Annotated in this window: 18 protein-coding genes and 1 riboswitch; of the genes, 9 read left to right on the top strand and 9 right to left on the bottom strand. The window is 41.0% G+C overall.

The genetic code is table 11. The features are described 5' to 3' along the window. Positions 1–48: 48 nt before the first annotated feature. Positions 49–241: riboswitch (cobalamin riboswitch) on the bottom strand. Between the two features lie 244 nt (positions 242–485). The 8 genes from AC00Y6_RS05325 to AC00Y6_RS05290 form a co-directional block, all read right to left on the bottom strand. Next, positions 486–1,394 carry a carbohydrate kinase family protein gene (locus AC00Y6_RS05325; protein WP_474489583.1) on the bottom strand — a complete coding sequence of 303 codons (909 nt, stop codon included), beginning with the start codon at positions 1,392–1,394 and terminating at the stop codon, positions 486–488. Continuing rightward, a complete protein-coding gene (locus AC00Y6_RS05320) occupies positions 1,394–2,935 on the bottom strand; it encodes a glycoside hydrolase domain-containing protein (protein WP_474489582.1) in 1,542 nt (513 codons plus the stop codon). Before AC00Y6_RS05320 ends, AC00Y6_RS05325 begins: the two co-directional genes overlap by 1 nt. 10 nt (positions 2,936–2,945) lie before the next feature. Next, the gene (locus AC00Y6_RS05315) at positions 2,946–4,340 is read right to left on the bottom strand and encodes a DUF4960 domain-containing protein (RefSeq protein ID WP_474489581.1); all 1,395 of its coding nucleotides are present in this window, start codon (positions 4,338–4,340) and stop codon (positions 2,946–2,948) included. 11 nt (positions 4,341–4,351) lie between these two features. Then, the gene (locus tag AC00Y6_RS05310; protein ID WP_474489580.1) at positions 4,352–6,049 is read right to left on the bottom strand and encodes a RagB/SusD family nutrient uptake outer membrane protein; all 1,698 of its coding nucleotides are present in this window, start codon (positions 6,047–6,049) and stop codon (positions 4,352–4,354) included. 17 nt (positions 6,050–6,066) lie between these two features. Further along, positions 6,067–9,168 carry a SusC/RagA family TonB-linked outer membrane protein gene (locus AC00Y6_RS05305; RefSeq protein WP_474489579.1) on the bottom strand — a complete coding sequence of 1,034 codons (3,102 nt, stop codon included), beginning with the start codon at positions 9,166–9,168 and terminating at the stop codon, positions 6,067–6,069. Between the two features lie 11 nt (positions 9,169–9,179). Further along, a complete protein-coding gene (locus AC00Y6_RS05300; protein WP_474489578.1) occupies positions 9,180–10,739 on the bottom strand; it encodes a glycoside hydrolase family 32 protein in 1,560 nt (519 codons plus the stop codon). Beyond that, positions 10,739–12,055 carry a sugar porter family MFS transporter gene (locus tag AC00Y6_RS05295; RefSeq protein ID WP_474489577.1) on the bottom strand — a complete coding sequence of 439 codons (1,317 nt, stop codon included), beginning with the start codon at positions 12,053–12,055 and terminating at the stop codon, positions 10,739–10,741. The genes AC00Y6_RS05300 and AC00Y6_RS05295 overlap by 1 nt, the downstream gene beginning before the upstream one ends. Before the next feature lie 235 nt (positions 12,056–12,290). Then, positions 12,291–15,053, bottom strand: coding sequence for a hybrid sensor histidine kinase/response regulator transcription factor (locus AC00Y6_RS05290; protein ID WP_474489576.1), 2,763 nt, complete (start codon positions 15,051–15,053; stop codon positions 12,291–12,293). 400 nt (positions 15,054–15,453) lie between these two features. Between AC00Y6_RS05290 and AC00Y6_RS05285 the strand changes: the two genes are divergently transcribed. The 8 genes from AC00Y6_RS05285 to AC00Y6_RS05250 all read left to right on the top strand — a co-directional run bounded on the left by AC00Y6_RS05285 (position 15,454) and on the right by AC00Y6_RS05250 (position 24,549). Beyond that, entirely contained in the window at positions 15,454–16,710 is a 1,257-nt protein-coding gene (locus tag AC00Y6_RS05285) for a DUF4960 domain-containing protein (RefSeq protein ID WP_474489575.1), read from the top strand. 198 nt (positions 16,711–16,908) lie between these two features. Then, on the top strand, positions 16,909–17,085 hold the full coding sequence (locus AC00Y6_RS05280; RefSeq protein WP_076783442.1) for a histone H1: 177 nt from the start codon (positions 16,909–16,911) through the stop codon (positions 17,083–17,085). 216 nt (positions 17,086–17,301) lie between these two features. After that, positions 17,302–18,765, top strand: a complete 1,464-nt coding sequence (locus AC00Y6_RS05275) for a hybrid sensor histidine kinase/response regulator (RefSeq protein WP_474489574.1) — start codon at positions 17,302–17,304, stop codon at positions 18,763–18,765. Positions 18,766–18,772: 7 nt separating this feature from the next. Beyond that, positions 18,773–22,354, top strand: coding sequence for a response regulator (locus AC00Y6_RS05270; protein WP_474489573.1), 3,582 nt, complete (start codon positions 18,773–18,775; stop codon positions 22,352–22,354). 18 nt (positions 22,355–22,372) lie between these two features. After that, positions 22,373–22,753: a response regulator gene (locus AC00Y6_RS05265; protein WP_474489572.1), complete on the top strand. Its 381-nt coding sequence runs from the start codon at positions 22,373–22,375 to the stop codon at positions 22,751–22,753. Then, positions 22,740–23,570: a CheR family methyltransferase gene (locus AC00Y6_RS05260; RefSeq protein ID WP_474489571.1), complete on the top strand. Its 831-nt coding sequence runs from the start codon at positions 22,740–22,742 to the stop codon at positions 23,568–23,570. The genes AC00Y6_RS05265 and AC00Y6_RS05260 overlap by 14 nt, the downstream gene beginning before the upstream one ends. An 18-nt stretch (positions 23,571–23,588) precedes the next feature. Further along, complete coding sequence (locus tag AC00Y6_RS05255; RefSeq protein ID WP_474489570.1) at positions 23,589–24,158, top strand: chemotaxis protein CheB; 570 nt, start codon at positions 23,589–23,591, stop codon at positions 24,156–24,158. Positions 24,159–24,177: 19 nt separating this feature from the next. Then, positions 24,178–24,549: a response regulator gene (locus tag AC00Y6_RS05250; RefSeq protein WP_474489569.1), complete on the top strand. Its 372-nt coding sequence runs from the start codon at positions 24,178–24,180 to the stop codon at positions 24,547–24,549. A gap of 33 nt (positions 24,550–24,582) precedes the next feature. Here the strand turns inward: AC00Y6_RS05250 and AC00Y6_RS05245 are convergent, their stop codons facing one another. Further along, positions 24,583–25,449: a sigma-70 family RNA polymerase sigma factor gene (locus tag AC00Y6_RS05245; RefSeq protein WP_474489568.1), complete on the bottom strand. Its 867-nt coding sequence runs from the start codon at positions 25,447–25,449 to the stop codon at positions 24,583–24,585. 391 nt (positions 25,450–25,840) lie between these two features. Between AC00Y6_RS05245 and gldD the strand changes: the two genes are divergently transcribed. After that, entirely contained in the window at positions 25,841–26,395 is a 555-nt protein-coding gene (gldD, locus tag AC00Y6_RS05240) for a gliding motility lipoprotein GldD (RefSeq protein WP_474489567.1), read from the top strand. Positions 26,396–26,429: the final 34 nt, after the last annotated feature.

Genomic DNA, 26,429 nt, shown 5'->3' with positions numbered 1-26,429 from the left:
TCATTAATATATCATCGGTAAGACCAAAAGCTTCAAAATCGCGAAAGCATTGTCCATTCAGAATAGGCAGGTCTCCTGACTTGTAACAGTTTCTATCGTCCTTCCCATACGCCTTGGCGAACAGTGGACATTACTTGATAAAAACCTTTTGGGTGTTACTTACAGTTGCGCGACAGCTCGTGATTCTCACACGATTCCCTATTAATCTGCGTTAAGCAAAACCTCTTCTGTTGGATGAAGTATGATAAAGAACATTTACTTGCCAACAAATATAGGAATTAAGTTTTTTATATAAGATCCGACGTCACTTATGTCTAACGATTTATTAAAAGTAATAAAAACAGCAAAGCCTCAGCTCCTCCGTTACAAGACAATTTAACTGCCTATTTATTCACATCTGGCTGCGGATAGAAAAGGGCCATTTCTGCGTTCTAATTGTTTTTTACAGTTTATAGATTGCCTTCCTAAAGGCAAAGCCTGTATTACTACAGGCTTTGTTTAATTAATTGGTTTAATTTAGTATAATCAATTTGAGGATTGGCGCCGGTAAAGGTGGCAACCATAGCCCCTACAGCACTGGCAAAGTCCAAGGCATCATCCGGACTGTGTCCCGTTAGTAACTTTGCGGTGAGGCTTGCCAAAAATGAATCACCAGCTCCCACAGTGTCTGCGACAGTAACGGGATAACCGCCATGGCTGTAAATAACGCCGTCCCAAAGCAGGATTGAGCCATGTTTTCCAAGCGTAACACAGATGGCTGGGGTATTGGTTTTTTCTGAAATGAAATAAATATTCTCCTCTAGGTCATCAGACTTTAAACCAAGTTCTCCAGCTATCTCTAAAATCTCCTCGTCATTGAATTTGATAAAATCGGCCTTGTCCATCAGTTGTTGGAGGAGCTCTGTCTCATAAAATGGCTTTCTGAGATTTACATCAAAAACCTTAAACATGTTAGCATTAGAGTCGAGTAAAGCAAACAGCGTATCTCTAGATGCTTTATTTCGGGAGGCCAGGCTGCCGAAGAAAAATACATCAGCCTCTTTCACCGTATTTAGAATGGAATCATTAACACTGATAAAGTCCCATGCAGCAGGGAATTTGATTTCATATGTCGCAGACCCGCGGTCATTAAGGGAAACCTGAACCACTCCCGTTTCGTACTCTGATGTGGTCTGGATTCCGGAAGTGTTGAGGTGATTATCCCGGGTGTAATCTAGGATCGTTTGTCCGTCTTCATCGTTACCAATGGCACTGATCATAGCTACCGGGAAACCGAAAGAAGCTGTTCGGAGCGCAAGGTTGAGTGGTGCCCCGCCAATTTTTTTCTCAGATTCAAATACATCGAAAAGAACTTCTCCAAAACTGACAGCTTTAATAATCTTGTTATTGAACATTAATGAGGTATTTTTATATTGATATTTTTAAACGTACTTTCTGAAGAGCTAAAGATACTCCATTTTTGGTTAACAACTTGGTAAACTCTGTTACTGAAAGCAATTTTATCGTTAATATAAACCACGCATACATCATTGCTGATAAGTGCGGTCACATTATAAGTGTTGCCTGCAATGGCCGTAATGGGATAGGTATTGGCCAACGTTTCTGCTCCATCGTTCAGGATATAGGCGGCAATTCTTTTTTGACCAGGTTCTAGCGAAATTTTTACGCCACTGCCAGCCTTGCTGTCATGTGAAAGGATAAAACCTGATTGGCCCGAGCTAGTATCCAATGTAAAGCTAATCTGTTCTGCTTTTTGAAGTTTACCAAATGTCACCTGAGAATTGGCACCCAGATTAAAACTGTTTCCGCTTTGGCTGGCATTGCCTGTTATTTGATCTACAGTCAAGTCTGCTGCTTTTGAAAATACATTCTGCGCGCTGGCGATCGGTTTTACTGCAAGTGTACCGTCAGTATTTTGTACCAGCTTGTGCGCGACAAGGTTTCCTGCCCAGTCTTTTCCTCCGGTATTATTCTCAGGAACTTTTCTGGCTGTCCAGCCCACAAGGTAACGGTCTGTATTGTCTGCCACAGTTTTTGCGGCATACAGGTAAGAACCATCCAAACGGTCAACTGCAGGAGTAGTCCATGGTCCGTTGGGCGAGCTCGCTATTCGGTATCGGGTTCCGGTATTGTCGCTCCAATTTTCTGAGAATATCAGATACCAGTAGTTACCCATTTTAAAAATATCTGGGCATTCCATCATCAAGTAATTTTCGGAAGCTGTTGTCGTGTAGAGAGGACCTTCCGGCGTCCAGTTTCCTGCCTCTGGATTGTTGGTCGTAAACTTAAGCAAAACAGCTTTGCGGGAAGAGGTTTGTGTAGATACCAGCATCCAGTACTTTCCGTCTTCGGTATTGAAGAAAACGTGTGGATCACGGAAGTCATAATCGTAATATCCTGCCGGAGCTGTGATTTTAAAATTGGAAACTTTGGTCCAGTTTTTCATATCAGTACTTTTGGCCAATAAAACACTTTCCCTTGGGTTAGAAGAGATAAAGGAAGCTATCTCGTTATGACCGGTATAATAGTAATAATACGTATTGCCAACTTTCACCATGCTGCCAGTACCTACGCCAAAATCAGGTTCAGAAGTGGTTCCGTAGGCAATCTGCCTCCCAGAATAACTGTAGTCGGAAAAGTTGATGGTCTCCATACTGTGGATGTCATGGAAGCCTTCTCCAGAAGGTTTTGTCCTTGCATCATGCAAAAAAAACATATGGAATTTCCCATTCTCATAGTAAGGCATCACGTCGCCCACATATCCCGCAGTATAATAGGGCTTGTCGCCCTGCATCCACTGTTCCGGAGGTAAAGGGAAAATATTGGTTTTTTTGAAAATATCATCCGGATTAATATCAACACCCGAATCATGATCCTGGCAGGAGAATAAAGCAAGTGCCAGGACGGTTGATAAATATATTGTTTTGATTGACATTGGATTATAATTAATGGGTTACAAGATAGTTAAGGCTGTTATCCGTGATCTTTTTAATATTATCAAGATAGCTGTTAGGTTGGCTAGGGTTGCCGTTGGAGGTTTCATTGTACCAGTCATAGGCACCCATAGAGATAACTATACATGTTTTTTTGGCACTACCTCCCGGGAATTCTGCAATCGCTACACGACCATCCAGGGTGTTGTCCCAAGCTTCGCTGGCAAGATTTGTTCCGCCGGTTTGTGTGCGCCATCCAGCCCAGTTGACATAGCCACCCCATTCAGGTAAAAACCACCATGCTGTATGGTTCAGTCGGAAGGTGCCTTTTTGTAGCAGATTGGCCTTCCCTGATTCGTAAGTTTGCAGACCGTCAAATACAGGATGGTTCTCATGCCCCTTGAAGGAGATCCCCCAATCATTGCCAGTATCTACAAAGCCACTCGGAGGAAAATCCCCAAAGACATTGTTAGGTCCTTTTCCAGCTGGTACAATGCCCAACGCATCCACATACTTCGATGCAAAACTGGTGAGCAGAATGTTACCACCTGCATTGATGTAAGTTTTAATCTTTGATGTAACGTTAGCATTCAGAGCCTCTGCTGGTAAGCTTACCGCAGAATCAAAATGCCACCAAAGTACATCAATATTGCTAAGGTTTGCTGCACCACTGCCTATATCTGCCATGGAAATATATACGGCACCGGCATATTTACTGAACAGCCAGTCCGAAGCTGCGATTTCGTCTGCATTGGTAAGGCCGGTTCTGGTAGAAGCTGTGCCAATAAATGCTATGGATGGGCCGGAAACCGGGATAGTTACTTTGGCTGTGTAAGTTTCTGTTAAATTAGCATTAGAAACCGTAAATGTAACTGGATCTTTAAAATTGATAACTGTTCCCGAAGCTGGTGTAACAGATACCCCTGCACCGGTTTCTATCACTGGTTGCAAAGCAGACAGGTCTGTACCGTCAGGCATGGTCAGCGCAATGCTCTTATTGATACTATTAATAGTTGCAGACAAACCGTTGATCTTGAAACTGAGGATAGGATCCTGAGCTTTGACAGTCACCTGGTAATCTTTGTAAATATTACCATTCCTCACACGGAATTTCACCGCCTCAGAAAAATCGACACTCTGCCCAGAAGCCGGCGATACCACGGCACCCTGAGGAATGTCTATAGCGGCAGATAAAGCTGTAACCTTGGTGCCATAGGGCAGGGTTACATTGATTTTATCATTTTGATTGTCAATGGTACCGGCAACATTGCCCACCCTGAACGAGGTGATATTAACGGCAACGTCTGTGACAAGGCGGTCTTCCATCTGCTCTTCGCACGACAACACAAGGGCTGCGCACAATAGCAGGACTGCCAGTAGCTGAAAATTTTTAAATATAGTTTTCATTAGTATGTTGTTTAGTAACCTTTATTTTGTTTATAAACACCTTGGCTAAAGTTGATTTGAGCCAATGGAATAGGGCAGTATTCCTCAATGCCGTGGTCAAATCCGGCTTGAGAATAGTAAGACCTTCTCGTTTTTTCTACCGCATAATAGCTGTTGAGGGTTTCTGCTGTATTTCCCCATCTTACAAGATCAAAGAAGCGGTTGCCTTCCATGGCAAACTCCATACGGCGTTCCCAGCGCAATGCTTTTCTTGCAAAATCCTGGCTCCATGTACAATTAACGCCCGGCTCATATTTGCTGATGAGATTATTGCTGGTGTAACTTCCCGTTAATACGGTGCTGGCACCTGCCCGGCTTCTAACCTGATTGATGAGTGGCAATGCGGCATCCTGTTGCCCCATTTCTATCAATGCTTCGGCTTTCATCAGTAAAACATCGGAGTATCTTATGATGATCCTATTCTTTGAATTTCCATAGAAAGGATCTACATTGACACTACAACTGCATCCTACGGGCACATTTTCTTTTAACGATGCAAAATAGCCATAGGTGGCGGGGCTTCTTACCCAACTCTCCTGATAAATTTTGTTTTCGTCATATTTCCATGGTAATCCCGGCATGGCAACGGTATGGTAGAGCCTTGGATCCACATTGTAGCTGCTGAGATGGTTGTAATCTAGGTTTACCTCATTATAATTGTCAAACATGGGTAAGCCTTGGGATGTCGTTTTAAAGGCATTGACCAGGTTTTGGCTCGGTTTGTGGAAATCGCAGCAGCCTAAGCCTTGTGGTAAAGAGAGCAGATCACCATAGTTGAGTCTACCAAACAAAGTTCCATCATGGTCTGAATATTGGATTGAGAATACTGCCTCGGGACCATTTTCGTGAGCACCTGGTAAAAAATTGTAGCCAAAGTCCGGCTCCAGGCTATAGTTGCCGATCACTTGGTTCGCGGCATCTACAGATTTTTGTAGAGTTTGCTGGTTGATTTTGATTACATTATAACTGTCATCCTGCTCATAGGCCTGATAAAGCCTTACTTTGGCAAGGTATGCGTAGGCCGCACTTTTCTTTGGCCGCCCCAGGTCAGACTGTGTAGCTGGTAAATTAGCAGCAGCAAATTCGAAGTTTGAGGCAATGGCCTCCCAAAGTTCTTGGTCAGATTTTGCTCTGTTGGAGATTTTGGGATAATCCTCTACCTGAGTGTCTTCTGTCACGTAGGGTACATATTTGAAAAGGATCTTTAGCATAAAGTAGAAATGCCCGCGGATAAAGTTCATCTCCGCAATACGTTTCTGTTTGTTGGGATACTCTGCATCGGAGAGTTGTTTGAGTGCCGCAATAGCCTTGTTACATCGGCCGATACCTACATAACTGATATACCACAAGCGGTCTAACTCGCCAAAATCCGAACGGATGTTATTGGAGATTTCGAAGAAATGGAATGTCTGGATATCATTGGTCCCACTGCCACCTTTGTAAGCGTCATCGGAACGTACGTTCCCATAGGGCCAAAGACTGAATGGGGTATCATAATGGTCATTTCCCAACGCAGCATAAGCGGCTACCACAAAACCATCCACATTCTGCGCAGAGACAACATCTGTTTCGGAAAGGACACCTCTGGGATCATTGTCGAGGAAATCATTACAGGCAGTTGCAATTAGCAGGAGCCCGCAGGAGATGAGTAAAAGTATATTCTTTTTCATTTTTAAAATATTAATGGTTAAAGGGAAAAGTTAACACCAAAATTGAAGGTCAACGGAAATGGGTAGCCATAGGCTGGCGTCTCTGGATCTATGCCTGTGAAGCTTTTGGATTTGATGGTCAGCAGGTTTTGTACACTGGTGTAGATCCTGAAGTTACTGATCTTATATTGCTCCATCATGGATTTTGGAAAGGTGTAACCCAATTGTAAAACTCTTAGCTTCAGGTAACTGCCATTTTCTACATAATAAGACGAGAGCCTTGATTCTGCGTTACTGTCAACGGTTGTTAGAGCCGGGATGTCAGAGTTGGGGTTTTGTGGAGACCACGCACTCAGCAGGCGCGTTCCTTTATTGGAACCCACATCGTCCACACTCCAAAAATCGGTTTGGTATTTTTTGACATTAACCACGTCAATATCGCCTATGCCTTGCCAGAAGGTAGAAAGATCAAAGTTCTTGTAAGAGAAGTTTAGGTTCAACCCATACATGTATCCTGGGTTGGGATTGCCAATCCAGGTTCTGTCTTTGTCATCAATCACACCATCCCCATTAAGATCGGCATAGCGGATGCGGCCAAGTCCTTTTCCTGACTGTGTGGCAGAATTGTCAACCTCCGATTGGGTACGGAAAAGTCCGTCTGCAACGTAGCCGTACATAGAATTAACCGGTCTTCCTAGGATGTTGTCTGTAGTGCCGTTGCCGCCGTAGTTGTTAACCACAGACTGTGGCAGTTCTGTAATCTTGTTTCTGTTTATGGAAAAATTGGCAGAAACCTCATACCGGAAACCGCCGGAAGTCTCGTCCTGATAAGCCAAAGCAGTCTCAATCCCTTTGTTTTCCATAGAGGCACCATTAATCCAACGGTCACCACCTTCACCAATTACACCCAAGTAAGGTGGAAGTACCAAGATGTCCTTGGTTTCTTTTTTATAAAGATCCACAGAACCTGTTAGTTTCTGATTGAAAAATCCGAAATCCAAACCGAGGTTGGTTTGGGTAGTAGTCTCCCATCTAAGATCATCATTTTTGGTTTGGGTAGCGATAAAGCCTGATGGCAGAAGGCCGCTGCCTACACCTGATATGGCGTAGGCTGTACCATAAGAAGTCGCCCATGTCGGGTTGCCTCCGGCATAGTTGGCGATGTATAAAGAGTACACCGCCGAGTTGCTGATTTCCTGATTACCAGTTTGCCCCCAGCCAGCTCTCAGCCTAAGGTCTGAGAAGAAAGGGATGATTTTTTCAGCAAAATCCTCTTTGTTGATGCGCCATCCGGCAGAAAATGCAGGAAAAGTCCCAAACCTGTTGTTTTTCCCAAATCGGGAAGACCCATCATAACGCAATGTTGCAGAAAACAGGTAACGGTTATCGTAATCATAGGAGAATTTTCCAAAGTAAGACATAAGGCTGTACAAAGTAGAAGTTCCACCATTAAAGGCATCACCAGTACCGGCATCAGGGTACATATAGTCTGGATTTTCTATTAGGAAACCTTCTTTCCTAAGCCATGTGTTGTCATACTGTTCGCGGTACATTTCCGTTCCTCCCAAGAGATCAAAATGGTGGTTGCCAATCTTGGCGGTGTATTGTGCAGTATTGGACCAGGTCCATTTTTCGGTATTGGATTGATCTATATTGACGGCATTTTTATCATTTTTAAGATAACCTGATACATAGCTTCTTTGCAGGGTTCTCTTATAATAATTGGAAAGGTCAACACCAAAACTAGACCTTAGTGTAAGGTTTTTAACTAATTGCAGCTCTGCAAAAACATTCCCGAAGAACCGCTGGTATTTGTAGCCGTTATCTTTGTTGTATTCTAGCAGCCTCATTGGGTTTTGACGGTCATTCATACCACCAACAGGGCCGCCCCAGCCAATGCCATCCACAGTGCGGACAGGAATGATTAGCAAAGCACGCAATGCGGGATCCAGAACACCCGGATCCATTACCTCGTTGGTTTTATTGAAAGTCAGGTTTTCCCCAATTTTAAGTTTGCCGTCAAAAAAGTTATAAGTGGTATTAACCCTTGCCGACAGACGTTTGAAGTTGGTGAGTTTTACAATACCATCGTTGTCATAATATCCCAATGAAAAGAATGAAGAACCCTTATCCGAAGCACTGGAGGCGGAGACATCCAGAGAGTTGGCAATCCCGGTTTGCGAAACTTCATTGTACCAGTTGGTATTGGCAGATTTGATGGTTTTTGCAGCATCAAGATATTCGGGAACATAGATGCCGTTAAGGGTAGGGACACCATTTTGTACATTCCAGTCAAAGTTGTAGCTCAGGTTGTTACTGTTAGGATCGAGACCGTCATTAATATTAGCCTGCCAAAGAACCTGACCAAATTGTTTTGCAGTAAGAACTGGTGTTTTTTTAGCATATTGAGAGTAGGCAGTGTAGTAATTAAGATCCAATTTTAATTTACCTTTTTTACCCTTTTTTGTGGTAATAATGATCACGCCGTTAGCCGCGCGGGAACCGTAGATACTCGCAGAGGAGGCATCTTTCAGCACCTGCATGCTTTCTATATCGCTGGGATTAAGCTCATGCATGCCTGCTTTTGTGGGAACCCCGTCTATAACATATAGAGGATCTGTATTGTTAAGCGTACCTACACCACGGATCAGGACTTTGGTATTCCCTCCGGAAGGCGATCCATCTGTAGAGATGTTGACACCAGCTACACGGCCTTGGAGGGATTTTACCGGGTTTGGCTCGGCTTGCTTGTTGAGATCCTTCATATCCACGATGGAAACCGCACCGGTAATATCTGTTTTTTTCTGCTTGGTATAGCCGGTTACTACTACTTCTTCGATATTTTTGATTTTCTCAGAAGCCAAAATAATATTGAAGACTGTCCTGTCATCCACCACTACTTCTTGTGTAGAATAGTCGGGGTAAGTAAAGATTAGCGTATTGCTTTTTACAAGATCATTCAGTTTGAACTCTCCCTTGCTGTCGGTAGTGGTGTTTTCTCCGGTTTCAGATACAGAGACACTTACGCCGCTCAGCGGTTTTTGGTTAGCAGACACTACCTTCCCCTTGATAATCTCCTGCGCCATGGCAAAAGAAAACGGCAGAAGGCAAAGTGCAATTGCTATTTTGTATTTCTTCATAATATCTAGTTTTATTTGATGTTAAGCTGATGGGCAGTTAGGCCTATGCTGCTGCCTTTGGTATCTGTAGATACGGAAAGCGTAGAAAAGCTCTCGTTGGGAAAAAATATTTCGGTAAGCACTTTCTCTCCATTATCAAGGAAAATCTCTATCGAAGATTTGTCCAGCAACAGTTTGAGTTTTGCATTGGCGAGGCTCTGGGACAAAGGCGCTTTTGTAATAGGCGATGCGAAATTATTCCCAAAATTGATATTCCCAGATCTGGATCGGTCTATGAAAAGTTCGTTATTCTTATTATCGATACCAAAAATCACTTCTTCACCCAATGTATTTCTAAGCGCGAATGTGTAAGTGCCAGAAGTCAGTTTTTTGAGGTCTATATCCAAAACGGCTTTGGTAAGGTCTATTTGTTTTTTATCAATCAAGACCTGATCTCCCGAAAGCTGCAGTTTTTTCTGAACGGCTTTTCCTTCATAATTCTTTAATTGGGACACAGGGAAATTCTTAAGGATATAGCCTTCATTGGTCTTTTTGAGAGAGACCTCCCTGGCGATCGTGGTGCTGCTGCGCCATGCATTGGTAGGGACATCTTGGGCATATTCCCAGTTGCTCATCCAGCCGATAATAATGCGCTTGTTCTGTGGTACATTGTCAAAAGAAACGCTGGCGTAATTGTCTTTCCCCCAATCCAGCCAAGCCGCTTTATCTCTTTGGATTTGTTTGGTAAAAAGAGCGTCAGGAGTAAATGTTTTACCATCAAAATCACCTACAAAATATTGTGCGGCAGAACCTTTATTCGGGCCGCCAGGATTGATGTTAATGATTAAAACCCATTTCTCCTCGTTGCTGCCTTCCACTTTTATAGGAAAAAGATCTGGGCATTCCCAAACACCGCCATGGGCACCAAGGTCTTTCCCAAACTCTGACTGGAACGTCCAGTCCTTTAGGTTTTTTGAGGCATAGAAATGGGCTCTGTCCTGCGCTGCCAAAGCCATAATCCATTGTTGCCTTTTGCTGTCCCAGAAAACTTTGGGATCTCGGAAATCCTTAATGCCAGGGTTTTTCAGTACAGGATTGTTGCTGTATTTTGTAAATGTTTTGCTGTTATCCAGTGTGTAGGCAATCCCCTGAGATTCCACATCGATTTTGCCGTCCTGTTCCCTGTTGGGGTTGTGATAAGTGTAGATAGCCACAACCGGTGGATTTTTTTTGTCGCCAAAGCCGGATGTATTGTTTTTATCCACTACAGAACTGCCGGAAAATATATAACCCAGCTCATCAGGATGCAGCGCAATCGGTTGTTCTTCCCAGGTAATGAGGTCTTTGCTGGTTGCATGTCCCCAGTGCATTGGTCCCCATTTGTTACCATCCGGGAAATGCTGGAAGAATAAATGGTAAACTCCGTCTTTGTAATACAATCCGTTAGGATCATTCATCCATCCTTTTTTTGGGCTGAAGTGATAATTGGGTCTATATAATTGTTCTTCTGACATGTTAGGTTTTTTATCTTGAGCGTTTAATCCGGAGATCAGGCTAGCGCTAGCCAGGGCGGATATCAATAATTTTTTCATTAATCTTGTTTTATAAGAGTTTTACTTAATTTTTCCAGAGAAACACCTTTGGTCTCAGGCATCATAAAAATGACAAACAATAATTGGAATACCATTGCTATGGTGAAGACGAGAAAGACAGTTCCTGCACCAATAGTAGAGAACAGAGTAGGGATCAGAGACGGGATAACTGCTGCCAGAACCCAATGCGTAGAGCTGCCAAACGCCTGTCCAGATGCACGCAAGTGGTTTGGGAAAATCTCAGAAATAAATACCCAAATCACAGTTCCCTGTCCAATAGCATGTGATGCGATGAAAACGAACAGGAAAATAGGGATCGCCATACCGGACCAGTGGAAATAGAACGCCATAGAGACCAAACTCAAAGAAATAATATAACCTACAGATCCGATGTACATTAATGTCCTTCTTCCTACTTTATCTATTAGGTTAACACCCAGCAGGGTAAAAACCATGTTTACAATACCAATTCCGATGCTGCTGAGAAGTGCCGTTTTCTCACCAAGTCCTGCTTCGCCAAAGATTCTTGGAGCATAATATAAAAATGCATTAATACCGGACATCTGGTTAAAAAAAGCCACAAGGAAAGCCAAGATCAAAGGAAAACGATACTTTTTCATAAAGATGTTTTCGTTCGGAGCCTCGGCGTGGTCTTCTTCCATTTGGGAGATAACTACGTCAGCATCCTGGTCTGGATTAATGATTTTGATGACTTTTTTTGCCTCATCAATTTTATTTTGGGAAACCAACCATCTTGGGCTTTCCGGTAAAGAGAGTGTACACAAAGTATAGATTGTTGCAGGGATAGCCTGTATACCAAGCATCCAACGCCAGTCATCATCGCCAATACCGCTAAGCAGATAATTGGATAGGAAAGCCACCAATATTCCCAATACAATATTGAACTGATAAAGAGAAACCAGTTTGCCGCGGTCTTTTGCCGGGGCAATCTCTGATATATAGGCAGGAGCAGCTATTGTAGAAGCACCGACGCCCAAACCGCCCATAAAACGGAAAAAAGCAAAAAGATAAGGATCGTTGCAAAAGGCGGTTCCCAACGCAGACAGTGCATAAAGGATACCGATAACCAATAGTGTTTTTTTTCGGCCAAATTTATTGGTTGGGATGCCACCAAATATAGCACCAATCACCGTTCCCCAAAGTGCCATGCCCATAACTACGGCCCCGTGAAAGGCATCTGAACTGTTCCAAAGGATTTGCAACTTTTTGTCTGCACCTGAGATTACTACCACATCAAAGCCGAAAAGAAAGCCGGCCAAAGCTGCGGTAACAGACCACATTACAATTTTATTCATCTGATAAATTATTTTTTGTTTGCGACTAATATATCACCAGATGCCAATGTGGTCTTCTAATTATGTATCAAAATATTACATTAATATTAATTAATTGTTAACTTGTTTTATTTTACTGATAATCAATTATTTAAATATTTATTTTGAGCTAAGTATTTTTTAAGATTACAGAATTGTTACCTTCTTTTATAGAATTGTTACCATAATTTATGTTAAATCGGGCAACTTATACAGTCTAATCCTCCGAAGGAGATTTCCGAAATTGGTTGGGAGAAATGCCAAATTTGTTTTTGAAAACCGTAGAGAAATAATTAGGAGACGAAAAGCCGGTTTTGTATGCGATTTCAGAAATTGTGAATCCCGGATCCTGCAACATAGTTTTGGCTTGTTCCAGCCGGAAATTGTTGATGTAATCACTAACGTTGACATCAAACATCGCTTTTATCTTCCTGTAAAGCTGAATTCTTGAGATATGCAGCTCATCCGCCAGGTTCTCTACCGAAAAATCCGGGTTATCTATATTGCTTTTGATAATCTGGTTTAGCTTGCTCACAAAAGCCTGCTCTATGCTGCCAAAAGATTTGCTGGAAACAATTTTACCAATATTATTAGTATAATAATACCTGAGTTTTTGCCGGTTGTACAAAAGTGATTTTACAGACTGTATAAGGATAGGATAGCTGAAGGGCTTTGTAAGATAAAGATCCACCCCGGATTGCAATCCCTGTAGATAAGATTCTTTATTATCCAGCGCAGTCAACATTATAACCGGAATATGCGAAGTTCTGAGGTCTTTTTTAAGGATTTCGCAGATCTCGAATCCGTTTTTGTCCGGCAGGTTCACATCACACACAATAATGTCCGGTACTTCGGAGACGGCTTTCTGCACAGCATCGGTACCGTCGGATAAAATCATCTCAAACTCATTCTGGAGTTTTTTGCTCAGGAAAAATGTGAGGTCGGCATTATCTTCTATCAGAAGCAGGCTGTACCGTTCCTCGGCCAGATTAGAGTTTCCTATGTAGAATTCTTCATCGGAAAATTGGGGCAGGTCTTTGCTTGCTACAATATCGGCACTGGTAATCGCCAGCTCACGGATCACCTGGTCCTCATTAAAATGTTTATTCCCCTTATATAATGTAATCACAAACTCGGTTCCCTGGAAAGAATTGACTTCTATCTGGCCAAGATGAAGATCGATAAACTGTTTGCTGAGATGCAAACCAATACCCGAACTATTTTTGCGGTTATTGGAACCTTTGAAATAAGCTTCAAAAACATTTTTTACTTCATTTTCAGGGATACCGATACCATTGTCTTTAAAATTAATGACCGCCTGGTTCCCTTTCTCCAGAATGTTGATTTCTATTTTACCATTGTCCGGCGTGAATTTGAAAGCATTGGACAATATGTTGAAATAAACTTTATCCATGAGGTTCCTATCAATATACAGATCCAGGTTTTTGTTTTGGCACTGGATGTCAAATTTTATATTCCGTTTTTTTGCTTCATTCTCAAAATCACGGAAAATAGCATAAGTAAAATCAAATATATTGGTTTTGGATACCCGAAGGTTAAAAGTTTGATTTTCTATTTTCCTGAAATCCAATAAGTTGTCAATAAGCCTTAACAGTCTGTTGGAGTTTTTGTTAATCAGTTCTAGTTCGTATGATGGCTTCGAGCCTTTACTTCTGCTGGCCTCTTTTAGAGATTCTATTGAGCTGATAATAAGTGTTATAGGTGTTTTGAATTCGTGCGAAAGGCCTGTGAAAAAGTTTAAACGGGCCTCGTTGCTGTATTTCAGTTCGTTGGCAATATTTTCAATTTGATTTCTCTGGATGGTAATTCGCTCGTTGGTCAGCGTCAGCTGCTTGTTTTTGATTTTAATGGCGTAGATGAGGTAGATGGCGTACGCCACAAGGCAAAACATCATAATCAGGATAATCACAGACCAGCGGAACTGCAACTTTTGGGAAGAATACAGCTGGGTCTGCTTCTTCACCGCATTTACCTGATCTTCAATCACCGTCTGCTGTTCATTGATTTTATCAAATTGGTTCCGCATGATCTCGGCATTCATCCGGTCGATAATAACGGTATTCAGCTTAACCCTTTTTGGCGGAACAAATCCGTTATGTATTTTGATGGCCATTTCTACCGCCTCGGCACCGCCGGTTGGATATAGCATTGTAGCATTCAGTTTGCCATCCAAAACCATCTGGATGCCGCCCTCTTTCGTATTGAGGCCATCTACGCCAATCAATTTGATCTGATGTTCCACGCCTTGGCTGCGTGCGATTTGCCAGGCATTGCCGGCGAGCTCGTCATTAAAAGCAAATACGTATAAATTTTGGTCACGCAAAGAATCCAACGTTTTCCTAAATTGCTCTGTCGGCAATCCACGGAATTTTTTTACAAGTTTGGAAGTAGGGTTATTATTAACCACACTTTCGAAGCCGATGCTTCGCTCAGTGCTGGGAGACGATTGGTCATCACCTCTAATTTCAAGGATTTTTTTCTCACTTTTAGAATCAGAGATAATATAGTTGGCAGCATCGCGGCCTATTTCTGTATTATCAGCGCCAATATATGTGGTGTATTTGTTAGAATTTATTTTGCGATCCAGCAGGATGACAGGTACTTTTTGTTGGTACGCTTTTTCCACGATCGGAGTGAGCGAGTTGGGGTCTATCGGTGATATAATGATGACATCGGTATGGTTATCCAGCATAGCCTGTATATCCTTGATTTGCTTGCTTACAGACCCTTCTGCCTTTCTGATATTCAGCTGTACCTCTGTGTGGAGCGAGGCCTGTATTTCCATGGCATGATTCATCACCTGCCGCCACGGATGATTTCCTAATCCCTGGGAAAACCCGATATTGATAACCTCCGGGGATTTCTCGGAATCTTTACAAGTCAACAGTAAAAATACGGCGCAAATTACAAGAAGTATTTTATAAACCTGATGAAATACAGGGTTTTTACGGTTTTTCATGATTGTCATATTAAGACAATATTAATAAAGTTGAATCACACAGACAATTTTTAGTAAAAACTTTTCATATTAATTGAATATTAATTTAGCTTTAATTTAATTTTAACACGTTACATTTACAAATGTCATGTAACATTTTTATAATCCCAACCTATTTCTTCAATTTCTACTGATTTTAACTTTTCTTTATCCATCGGTGTTTGATGTGTTTTTTTATTCTTTTTAACATTTTCAGAGCATTTTGAACAATTTCTGAAACAACACAATAGCCATTGCTGATACATTTGGAATAAGCACTGTGGATTGATATACAATGATTTAATCCATTTAATGATGATTGATGTCCATTGATGTGAATTATGTTATCAAATTAATATTAAAAACAAATAAAATCAGAATTATGAGAAAAATCTATTCAGGATTGCTATTGGCAATGATGATCGCCAACGCAACAGCTCAAACAAAGAAAATTGCATTCATAGGTCAGGCCGATTTTTATAACAGTAATATCCCAACAGCCAGCGATGGATTGACTTATGATGATGACAGGGCTGCTGCCGTATGGTTTATGGAAAGCTTTGTTCCTGCCCATTCCTCCAAAGTCAGCGGTACTTATCTGTCTTTTCAGGATGTTGCAGAAGGTGCGGATATCAGCGGTTACGATGTTATTTGGATACAGAGCGACGGCGCTACTTACACAGAACGGCTGAATGAATGGCCACGCGGCACATCAGAATCCAACGGAGATAAACATTGTGTCCTTAGAGAGACAGGTTTCCAGTGGAACGGGCAATGTTCCCAAACGGAGGATGACTTTATGTGGAAAATCAAACAATTCTACCATTCTGGGAAAAATATCTTCCTAGGGAATTTTGCAGGGAAAAGTCTGGAAGTTATTGGGGTTTTTGATGGATTGTCCAACCCTTGGGAATACAGGCCCAACCAGAGTTTTGGTGATACCGCTGTAAACCCTGCCAATACAGCCGCCGCATGGGGAACCAACTGGAGTGGTACAGCATCGCCTGCTTTGGTTACCGGCATTGCTACATCGTCTGTGGGCTGTACTTTTGCAGCGCAGAGTATCGAGTTTTTGGGCGCAGATACACAGAAGAAAAACAGGACTTTGCAGTATAATTTTAACTGGGGAAGGGTTTTTGACGATGCAGGTGGCGCAAACTCCACATTGGCGCAGAGAAGAGCTGTTTTTACTAATACGCTGAATGCGGAAATCCTGCTGGAAAACTGTGATGGCAACGAAATCCAGGGTGCCAAGTTTAATCCTCGTCATTCCGGTGACGGTACTGTTGTATGGTACGGTTCCGGGGTTTATGATTGGTATGCGCCGGGAACGGGAAGCAATCAGAATGTGAAAAAACTGACGGAAAATACACTCTTGTCTTTGGCTGGGGAACCTAATCTGGCTGTGGATAATTTTAATAAATCGGCCACTCTCAGCATTTACCCAAATCCGGTTTCCAAAGTATTAACTATTAAAAAGGATGGAGCATTACAAGCTGAGATTTATGATATGAATGGCAGAAAGGTAATGTCTTCCTCTGCTAAAACCATCAATGTTCAGGGGCTGAAACAGGGTGTTTACAACATTAAAATTAATCAGAACCAAAAAACCAGCGTTCTGAAATTCATTAAGGAATAAAAGACGGAAAACATTATCAAATCAAATTAAAATAGAATCCATTGCAAGACTTTTTGCGATGGATTTTTTTTAAAATAATATTTTATAGAAAGAAATTATTGGTGTAAATATATTGCAGATCAAAAGATTTAAACAATTATGAAGTATAATTGATCTAAACTTTTATATTTGCAGTCCAATTAATTAATTATATCAACTATGAAAGAGCTAATTGAAAAAATCAATGCGGAATTTGAAAGTTTCAGCAAAGAGGCAGAGCAGCAAGTAGAAAAAGGTAACAAAGCAGCTGGTACAAGAGCTAGAAAATCAGCTTTGGAACTTGGAAAACTGTTCAAAGACTTCCGAAAAGTTTCTGTAGAAGAATCAAAGAAATAATCTCGGTCAAATGATAATCCCTGTTTTTTTATAAATGGGGATTATTTTTAAATTTTTTTTGGCTTTAAAGTTGTTACTTACAGCTAATTCAGTTTGCGCTTTGCCACAAGCTGTTTTTTTTTGCATTATTTTTGATAGTAGTGGGGTGTTACAAGTTTTGTGAGTATTTTTGATGACAAACTATTCACTTTTAATTTTTTTGAAGTATAAAATCTTATGATCTTAATTGTAGATGACAATCAAAATAATATATATTCATTAAAAAAACTATTAGAATCAAAAGATTTTTTGGTTGATACAGCCGATTCCGGCGAAGAAGCCCTGGGAAAAGCACTTAAGAATAACTATGCTCTTATAATTCTGGATGTGCAGATGCCTGATATGGATGGTTTTATGGTGGCGGAAACATTAGCAGGCTACAGCAGGACCAAGGACATCCCTATTATATTTTTGTCTGCCGTAAATACCGAAAAGAAGTTTATTGCCAAAGGCTATGCTTCCGGCGGTATAGATTATGTGACAAAGCCTATAGATCCGGAGATTCTTTTGCTTAAGGTAAAGGCTTACTATAATTTGCAGGAGCAAAATATGGCAATCAAAAAGACCAAGCAAAATCTAGAGCTTGAGGTAAAGGGCAGGCGAGAGGCGCACGTGAGCATGCGTTCTGAGATTGATCATTTTCACCTCATGCTGGAGGCGCTCCCTCAGATTGCCTTTACATTGGATAAAGATGGTGTGGTGAGTTTTGTTAATGTAAAATGGTATCAGTATTCTGATTCTGATAAAGTATTTCCCGAGACCCATCCTGATGATGTAAATGTTAAAAAGGAATTTGAAAAGTGCCGAAAATCGGGTAGGAATATGGAGTTGGAAATCCGTATCAAGAATATTAGAACGGGTGATTATAGGTATCATCTTTTGCGTATGACGCCTGTATACGATGGCGCATTGATAAAAAACTGGGTAGGAACCTTTACAGATATTGATGACCAAAAAAAAATAGAAAAGGAAAAAGATGAATTCCTAAGTATTGCCAGCCACGAATTGAAAACGCCACTCACCAGCATCAAAGCGTATATGCAATTGCTGGAGCGTAAGCTAAAGGTTAATGATAGTAACGATGTAAGTTTTGTTACCAAGTCTCTTGAGCAGGTAGAAAAGCTGAATACTTTAATCACGGATCTTTTGGATGTTTCCAAAATAGAAAATGGGAAACTGAAAATCAATAAAAAGCAAAATGACCTTACTGCAGTGGTGGATAATGCGATAGATACCATTCTACAAACGCACGATCATAAGTTAAAAATAGAACGCCATGGTTTAAAAGCTCCGCTTTTTCTTCCTTTTGATGCCATTAGGATAGAGCAGGTTTTGGTTAACTTTCTTACCAATGCCATTAAGTATTCTCCAGAAAATAACCACGTTATTGTCACCATGTTTGCAGATGATGAGTCTGTCAAAGTCAGTATCACGGATTTTGGTATCGGAATTCCTGAGTATAAGCAGGAATCTGTTTTTCATAAATTTTACCGTGTAGAAGAATCTTCTCTCAAATTCCAGGGAATGGGGATCGGCTTGTACATCTGTTCGGAAATAATAAAACAGCACGACGGCACCATTGGTGTATCCAGCAAAATAAACGAAGGTTCTACATTTTATTTTTCATTACCGCTAAACTAAGTTTGATATGCCAAAAAAATTCGTCAGAAATTTACAGTTCGGAGTAGGATTTTCTCTTTTAATATTGATAGCCAGTTCTGTAGCGTCTTACTGGAGTATTCAGAAGCAGATGCATAATAGGGAGAGCCTCAGCGTTAGCCGCCGTTCTGTAATGGCTGTGAAAGATGTATTGATAGCCCTTTTGGATGCGGAAACCGGAAACCGTGGCTATCAGCTCACAGGGAGGGAAATGTTCCTAGAGCCTTATAAGAGAAGCGTTGTAGAATACCCTCAAGCAATAGAAAGGGCGAGGCAGTTGGATATTACCGATCCAAACCAACTAAAACGTTTAGATGAGCTGGAAAAAAACATGAAGGCTAATTTTTCCAACCTTCAGCGTTTTGTAGAAAACAAACGCAAAGGTGAGCAGATGACGCAGGAACAAATGCAGATGGGGAAGGATTATATGGATAATTGCAGGAACATTGCTCAAGATTTTGTAAAATACGAGGAAGCACAATTACAGCAAAAAAACAGAGATTTAGATACTTCCACTTCAACTACTGTTTGGTTCATTATTTTATCGGCTATTGCCGCACTTCTTGTTACTGTGATTTTCTATATCAAACTCCGCAATGATTTGGAGAGAAGAGACGCTATGGAGAAGGAATTGAAAGATAAAGATGCGGAAATGAAGAGACGGGTGAGTGCCATTCAAAAAATTGCCAACAGAGTCGCAAGTGGTGACTATACCGAAAAAGTGACAGATAATGCAGAGGATGATCTGGGCGATCTTGTAGGATCTCTCAATTACATGACCGATTCTCTCAAAAATTCTTTTGACAAAATTAATAACAGTGATTGGCTTCAAAAGGGCTTGGCATCACTTAATGAATCACTGGTTGGCAAAAATAGTGTAAAAGACGTTCTTGAGAATTCCTTAAAACATCTCATAGAGTATGGCAACTGCTCCAATGGTGCTATTTACCTTTTGGAAGATGGAGTACTGCGACTTAGCACTGCTATTGGAATGGAGGATCATATGAAGAAGAACTTTCTTATTGGAGAAGGCATGGTGGGGCAGGTATTTGAGCAACAGAAAGTAAAAGTTTTTAATGATCTAAACGATGCAGACTTCTCGGTCAGCTTTGCAAGTATAAAAGTGAAGATCAACGGGATTTTACTCATGCCGTTATACAGTAACTACAAAACCATAGGAATAGTTGAACTTAGCTCTGTTGATAGCTTTGATCAGATCAGGATCGATTATTTTAAAGAATCTTCGCGCAATATTGGTCTGGCAATTATGGCGGCAAGAGCGCGAGAAAAAGAGCAACGCCTTCTGGAAGAAACGCAGGCACAGACCGAAGAATTACAGGTACAACATGCAGAGCTTGAAAACTTGAATACAGAACTGGAGGCGCAAACGCAAAAACTACAGGCCTCGGAAGAAGAACTGAAAGTGCAGCAGGAAGAACTGATGCAGAGTAATATTGAGCTTGAGGAACGTTCAAAACTGTTAGAAGAAAAAAATCAGCTGATTGCCAATCATAATCTTGAGATTCAGAAAAAGGCTGAAGAGCTGGCACTCAGTACACAGTATAAATCTGAGTTCTTGGCTAATATGTCGCACGAACTGCGGACACCGCTTAATTCTATTTTACTTTTGTCTAGGCTAATGGCAGAAAATCCTGATGAAAACCTTAACGAAGATCAGATAGAATCTGCAAAAGTGATACAAAGTTCCGGTACCAGTTTACTCACCTTGATAGATGAAATTCTTGATCTGGCTAAAATAGAATCTGGGAAAATGGCGTTGGAGTATCAGCCAGTCTCTATAGATGAGGTCGTTAAAGATTTGCGTAATTTATTCAGCCCCGTTGTCAGGGAAAAAGGCGTGGCATTTAATATTCATATTGATAATACCATCAGCAACACCATTGAAACTGACAGGCTAAGGCTTGATCAGGTGCTTAGAAATCTCTTATCTAATGCCTTTAAATTCACCAAAGAGGGTAGCATAGAGTTATCTATACAAAGAGATATTTTAGATGCTAATTTTATAATTTTTAATGTAAAAGATACCGGCATTGGTATTCCGCAGGATAAGCAAAAATTAATTTTTGAAGCATTCCAACAGGCTGACGGTTCTACCCAACGAAAATTTGGAGGAACGGGCTTGGGCTTGTCTATCAGTCGTGAAATTGCAAAATTACTTGGCGGAAGGTTGGAGCTAACAAGTGAAGTTAACGAGGGCAGTACCTTTAGCCTCATTATTCCAGTGAATGAAGTCCATACCCATTCTGCCGAAGAAAAGCAGGATGATTTGTCCGAAGAAATTCTAACAGAAAATATTCATAAACTGGATTCAGCGATAGCTACATTAGAGATTCCGGCAGATGTAGATGACGACAGAGCTTCCATCGCGCCTGGGGATAAGGTAATATTGATTGTAGAAGATGATATCAATTTTGCTAAAGCTTTGTTAAAATATGCACATCTTCAGCATTATAAGGGTGTGGTAGTTGTGAGAGGTGACAAAGCTCTCTCTGCCGCTCTGGAATATCATCCGGTAGCAATCCTGTTGGATGTACAGCTTCCTATGCAAGACGGCTGGCAGGTGATGGATCAATTAAAGGCGAATGTACAAACCAAACCAATCCCGGTACATATGATGTCTTCTCTACAGGTTAGGAAAGAAAGTCTTATGAAGGGCGCTATTGATTTCATTAATAAACCTGTGGCGCTGGAACAGATGACAGATGTTTTCAAAAAAATAGAAGAAGCGCTTAGCCGATCTCCACAAAAAGTCTTAATTGCCGAAGAAAATTCAAAACATGCTAGTGCACTCTCTTACTTTCTCAGTAACTTTGATATCTCATTATCCATAGAAAATAATGTGGAAGACAGTGTAAAAGCCCTTACAAGTGGCAATGTGGACTGTGTGATTCTTGATATTGGATTCTCAAAGGGAAATGGTTATGAGATTATCGAATCTATCAAAAGTTATGAAGGATTGGAGAATTTGCCCATCATTATATTTACAGAGCGTAACCTCTCCAAGTCCGAGGAATTGAAAATCAAGAAATATGCAGATTCTATTGTAGTTAAAACCGCTCATTCTTATCAGCGTATTTTGGATGAGGTGGGACTTTTTCTCCATTTGGTAGAAGAAAAAAACAGCTCAGCGGAGGTGATCAGGAGCAAAACGCTGGGCTCGCTCACCGAGGTTTTAAGTGGCAAAAAGATCCTTATCACAGATGATGATGTTCGTAATATTTTCTCGTTAACCAAAGCGCTGGAAACTTATAAAGTGGAAGTTGTCTTGGCAATGGACGGTAAACAGGCACTCGAACAGATTAAAGAACATCCCGATATTGATGTAATACTGATGGATATGATGATGCCCGAAATGGATGGATATGATACTATAAAGGAAATAAGGAAAATGCCGGCCTATTCTAAGTTGCCCATTATTGCGGTAACAGCCAAATCATTGGTTGGGGACAGGGACAAATGCATTCAGGCAGGTGCCTCAGATTATATTACAAAGCCTGTGGATATAGACCAGCTTCTGTCACTTTTACGTGTATGGCTCTACGATAATTAATATTAATAACCATCTGTAATGACAAAAAAAATTCTTATCGTAGATGATGATCCGCGCAATATCTTTGCGCTCAAATTGACACTGAAGGCCCGTGGTTACACGTCGGAAACAGCTATCTCGGCGGAAGACGCTATTGGCATATTAAAAAATGACGATAATATATCAGTGGTCCTTATGGACATGATGATGCCTGATACTGATGGTTACAAAGCGATAAAATTGATTCGTGAAGATCAGCAGATTAGACATATCCCCATTATTGCAGTGACGGCGCAGGCCATGCAGGAAGATCGTCAAAAATGTTTGGATGCAGGAGCTAACGATTATATCAAAAAACCTGTAGATGTCGATCTACTGATGAATGCTATAAAAAAAATTGAATTAGATGCTGGAGCCTAATATTATAAAGGATGAGGAAATAGAGCAGTTGGTTAGGGACATCTATGACTTATACGGCTACGATTTTTCTTTGTATAGCCGGGCTTCTTTCAAAAGGAGGATTAACCGGATATGCATGCTGGACCGTTTTACAAGCTTCGCAGAACTACGCTATAAAGTTATTAATGAGCCGGATTATCTCAAACATTTTTTGGAAGAGATTACCGTCAATGTTACCGAGATGTTTCGAGATCCTTCTTTTTTCAAATGCCTTAGGGATGAGATATTGCCACAGCTTGGCACATATCCGCTGATTAGGATTTGGGTGGCTGGCTGCTCTACGGGAGAGGAAGCTTATTCCATTGCTATTTTGTTGAAGGAGGCCAACCTCTACCACAAATCTTTGATCTACGCCACAGATATTAATCCTGCAGTTTTGGAAACCGCAAGAGCGGGCGTTTTTCCTTTGCAGCAGATGAAGCTGTATTCGGAGAACTATATCCTTTCCGGCGGAAGGCAAGATTTTTCAGATTACTACACCGCCAATTATGACAGTGCGAGATTGGATAAAAGCCTTAGGGACAAAATGATTCTTTCTACTCATAATCTGGTATCAGACAGTTCTTTTAATAGCTTTCAGCTCATTATTTGCCGCAATGTTTTGATTTATTTTGATAAAGAACTTCAGGACAGAGTGTTTAATCTTTTTGATAACAGTTTGGAAAATTTGGGATATCTGGCGTTGGGATCTAAGGAAACATTAAGGTTTTCCGGTTTAGAAAAATTTTATCATCGTATAGGTGAGGAGAAGATCTGGAAAAAAATAATCTCTAATTAATCCATAACTTTGGATTTTATGGAAAGCGAAAATCATACAGAATTGGTTGTTATCGGCGGATCCGCAGGCAGCTTGCAGGTCATCCTAGAGATGATCCGCCATCTGAAACCAAGTCTTGATTTTTCAATTCTGATTGTTATTCACCGCAAGGCTCAGGCTGCCAATATATTAGAAACTTTGTTGCAACAGTATGCCGTGCAAGAAGTTATGGAAATAGAAGATAAAACCGAATTGGAACCTAATAAGATTTATCTGGTACCTGCAGATTATCATCTTTTATTGGACTCGCGCAAGACAATGTCTTTGGATAGATCCGAGAGGATTAACTACTCCAGGCCTTCTATAGATATTACATTTATTTCTGCAGCAGAAGTATTTGGCAAAGAGCTGGTAGCAGTACTTTTATCCGGAGCTAATGCAGATGGTGTAGCCGGGCTCAAAATCATTAAAAAGGCGGGAGGAAGGGTTTGGATTCAGAATCCTGAGACTGCCGAAATCAGCTATATGCCGCAGCAGGCCTTGCGTCAGGTAGATTATGATCTGCTGTTTTCACCGGAAGATTTAGCCGGTTTAATTAATCAACTATAAAAACAATAACACTATAATTATGGACAAGATTTTAATTTTTGATGATGACAAAAGTATCCTGGAGGTGATCACCATCATCTTCGAATCCAACGGATATAAGGTTGAAATCTCGGAAACCTCGCATGACATTATTCAAAAAGTTACAGATTATCAACCTGATCTTATTTTGATGGATAACTGGATTCCAAATATCGGTGGGGTAGAGGCTACTCAACTTTTGAAAAGCCACGAGGCATTTAAACATATTCCGGTTATCTATGTGACGGCTAACAATGATATACAGGAACTTGCAAAGCTGGCGCAGGCAGATGATTTCGTAGCCAAACCCTTTAATCTGGAAGACCTGGAGGAAAAAGTGGCTTACCATCTCCAACAAAAAAAGCAGGCTTAGAAAAACCTGCTTTGATATTGTTGTCGCGAAAAATTATTTTCCGAGGTAAGATTTCAGAATCTTGCTTCGGGAATTGTGTTTCAGCCTTTTGATTGCTTTCTCTTTGATTTGGCGTACTCTTTCCCGGGTAAGGTCAAAGGTTTCACCAATCTCTTCCAGCGTCATTGGATGCTTGCCGTTAAGACCAAAATAAAGCCTTACAAGATCAGCTTCCCTTGGCGTCAGCGTGCAAAGTGCTCTTTCGATTTCAATTTGAAGAGACTCCAGCATCAGATCTTTATCCGGGCTTGGAGACTCGCCAGAACGCAAAACGTCGTATAGGTTAGAATCTTCTCCTTCCACAAGTGGTGCATCCATAGAAAGGTGGCGGCCACTGTTTTTCATAGATTCCTTAATGTCCTCTTCACTCATGTCAAGAACTTCAGAAAGTTCTTCCGGGGAAGGTGGTCTTTCATTTTCCTGCTCCAGGTGGGCGTAAGCTTTGTTGATCTTATTGATAGAACCAATCTTATTAAGAGGTAACCTTACAATCCTAGACTGCTCAGCCAAAGCCTGCAAAATAGACTGACGGATCCACCATACCGCATACGAAATGAATTTGAAACCTCTGGTCTCATCATATCTTTTCGCTGCTTTCATCAATCCAAGATTACCTTCGTTAATCAAATCCGGAAGAGAAAGTCCCTGATTCTGGTACTGTTTAGAAACCGAAACCACAAAACGGAGATTCGCTTTGATCAGTTTTTCCAACGCAGCCCTGTCTCCGGCACGAATTCTCTGTGCCAAATCTACCTCCTCATCAGCGGTAATCAGTTCTACTTTCCCAATCTCTTGCAGATACTTGTCGAGTGATGCGGTTTCCCTGTTGGTAACCTGTTTTGTAATTTTTAATTGTCTCATTATAAAAACCTCATTCTTTAGGTTGCTTATATTATACGACGGAGAAATCAAAAAGGTTACAAAAAATTTCTTCAGATAATAACTATAACGTATTTTAACACATTGCTTTATTCTTTGGGCGTGTCCCGCGGTGATCCTCGTTGGCGCTCGCTTCGCTCGCACCACTCGTCGCACCTTGGGGCGGTCTGCGGGCAGTCGCTCTGCTTCTTCGGCGCAGGAGCTCCACCAATGCCCTCCGCCCTCACGCGCTGGCGCTTCTTAGTCGTTTTTTGTTAAAATAGAAGCTTTGATCTATTAATAGATATAGTCATTTCCTTGTAAATCAGGTATTCTTAATAAAAATTAGGTTTTCAAAATTCTCTGTATCAATTCTTATTGTTATTTTTGCCGAATGTTTAAAAATCTGATCAGAATTTTTGTTGGTCTATCATTGTGTTCATGTGGCAAAGAACCTGTCCCAAAACCCAAGGGAGACCTGCGTTTGGAATATCCCAATCCCAATTACACCAGGTTTAGCGCGCCATGCAGTTATTCTTTTGACTATTCTGATTTTGCCACAATTAAGGATGCCAAGCAGCCTTGCTGGTACAATTTGTCTTACCCCAAGATGAAGGCTAATGTTTTTATCACTTATTTTCCTATCAAAAATGATTTTCCTTTGCATGTGAAAGAGGTAGAGAAAATGGTTTATGAGCATACCATCAAGGCCAGCTCCATAGATACCAAGTTTTTCCAATATCCGAAGAAAAAGGTATATGGCAATTTTTATGAACTTAAAGGGCAGACGGCATCTAATATCCAGTTTTTTGTGACGGATAGCACCAGGCATTTCGTTACCGGGAATTTGTATTTTAATTCCAGGCCGAAACCCGATTCTCTGGCGCCGGCCGTTGATTATATCAAAAAGGATCTCCTCCACATGATCGATACATTTGAATGGAAATAGAAATCGGAAATTCGGTATTAAGAAAAAAATAAAA

It is taken from the genome of Epilithonimonas sp., assembly GCF_056329745.1.
Note: the sequence above shows the minus strand (reverse complement) of the source record. Positions and strands in the feature narration are given on the sequence as shown.

Excerpts from the sequence above, each read along its gene's own strand:
- AC00Y6_RS05325 (WP_474489583.1), bottom strand. The coding sequence starts at position 1,394 with ATGTTCAATAACAAGATTATTAAAGCTGTCAGTTTTGGAGAAGTTCTT.
- AC00Y6_RS05320 (WP_474489582.1), bottom strand. The coding sequence starts at position 2,935 with ATGTCAATCAAAACAATATATTTATCAACCGTCCTGGCACTTGCTTTA.
- AC00Y6_RS05315 (WP_474489581.1), bottom strand. The coding sequence starts at position 4,340 with ATGAAAACTATATTTAAAAATTTTCAGCTACTGGCAGTCCTGCTATTG.
- AC00Y6_RS05310 (WP_474489580.1), bottom strand. The coding sequence starts at position 6,049 with ATGAAAAAGAATATACTTTTACTCATCTCCTGCGGGCTCCTGCTAATT.
- AC00Y6_RS05305 (WP_474489579.1), bottom strand. The coding sequence starts at position 9,168 with ATGAAGAAATACAAAATAGCAATTGCACTTTGCCTTCTGCCGTTTTCT.
- AC00Y6_RS05300 (WP_474489578.1), bottom strand. The coding sequence starts at position 10,739 with ATGAAAAAATTATTGATATCCGCCCTGGCTAGCGCTAGCCTGATCTCC.
- AC00Y6_RS05295 (WP_474489577.1), bottom strand. The coding sequence starts at position 12,055 with ATGAATAAAATTGTAATGTGGTCTGTTACCGCAGCTTTGGCCGGCTTT.
- AC00Y6_RS05290 (WP_474489576.1), bottom strand. The coding sequence starts at position 15,053 with ATGAAAAACCGTAAAAACCCTGTATTTCATCAGGTTTATAAAATACTT.
- AC00Y6_RS05285 (WP_474489575.1), top strand. The coding sequence starts at position 15,454 with ATGAGAAAAATCTATTCAGGATTGCTATTGGCAATGATGATCGCCAAC.
- AC00Y6_RS05280 (WP_076783442.1), top strand. The coding sequence starts at position 16,909 with ATGAAAGAGCTAATTGAAAAAATCAATGCGGAATTTGAAAGTTTCAGC.
- AC00Y6_RS05275 (WP_474489574.1), top strand. The coding sequence starts at position 17,302 with ATGATCTTAATTGTAGATGACAATCAAAATAATATATATTCATTAAAA.
- AC00Y6_RS05270 (WP_474489573.1), top strand. The coding sequence starts at position 18,773 with ATGCCAAAAAAATTCGTCAGAAATTTACAGTTCGGAGTAGGATTTTCT.
- AC00Y6_RS05265 (WP_474489572.1), top strand. The coding sequence starts at position 22,373 with ATGACAAAAAAAATTCTTATCGTAGATGATGATCCGCGCAATATCTTT.
- AC00Y6_RS05260 (WP_474489571.1), top strand. The coding sequence starts at position 22,740 with ATGCTGGAGCCTAATATTATAAAGGATGAGGAAATAGAGCAGTTGGTT.
- AC00Y6_RS05255 (WP_474489570.1), top strand. The coding sequence starts at position 23,589 with ATGGAAAGCGAAAATCATACAGAATTGGTTGTTATCGGCGGATCCGCA.
- AC00Y6_RS05250 (WP_474489569.1), top strand. The coding sequence starts at position 24,178 with ATGGACAAGATTTTAATTTTTGATGATGACAAAAGTATCCTGGAGGTG.
- AC00Y6_RS05245 (WP_474489568.1), bottom strand. The coding sequence starts at position 25,449 with ATGAGACAATTAAAAATTACAAAACAGGTTACCAACAGGGAAACCGCA.
- gldD (WP_474489567.1), top strand. The coding sequence starts at position 25,841 with ATGTTTAAAAATCTGATCAGAATTTTTGTTGGTCTATCATTGTGTTCA.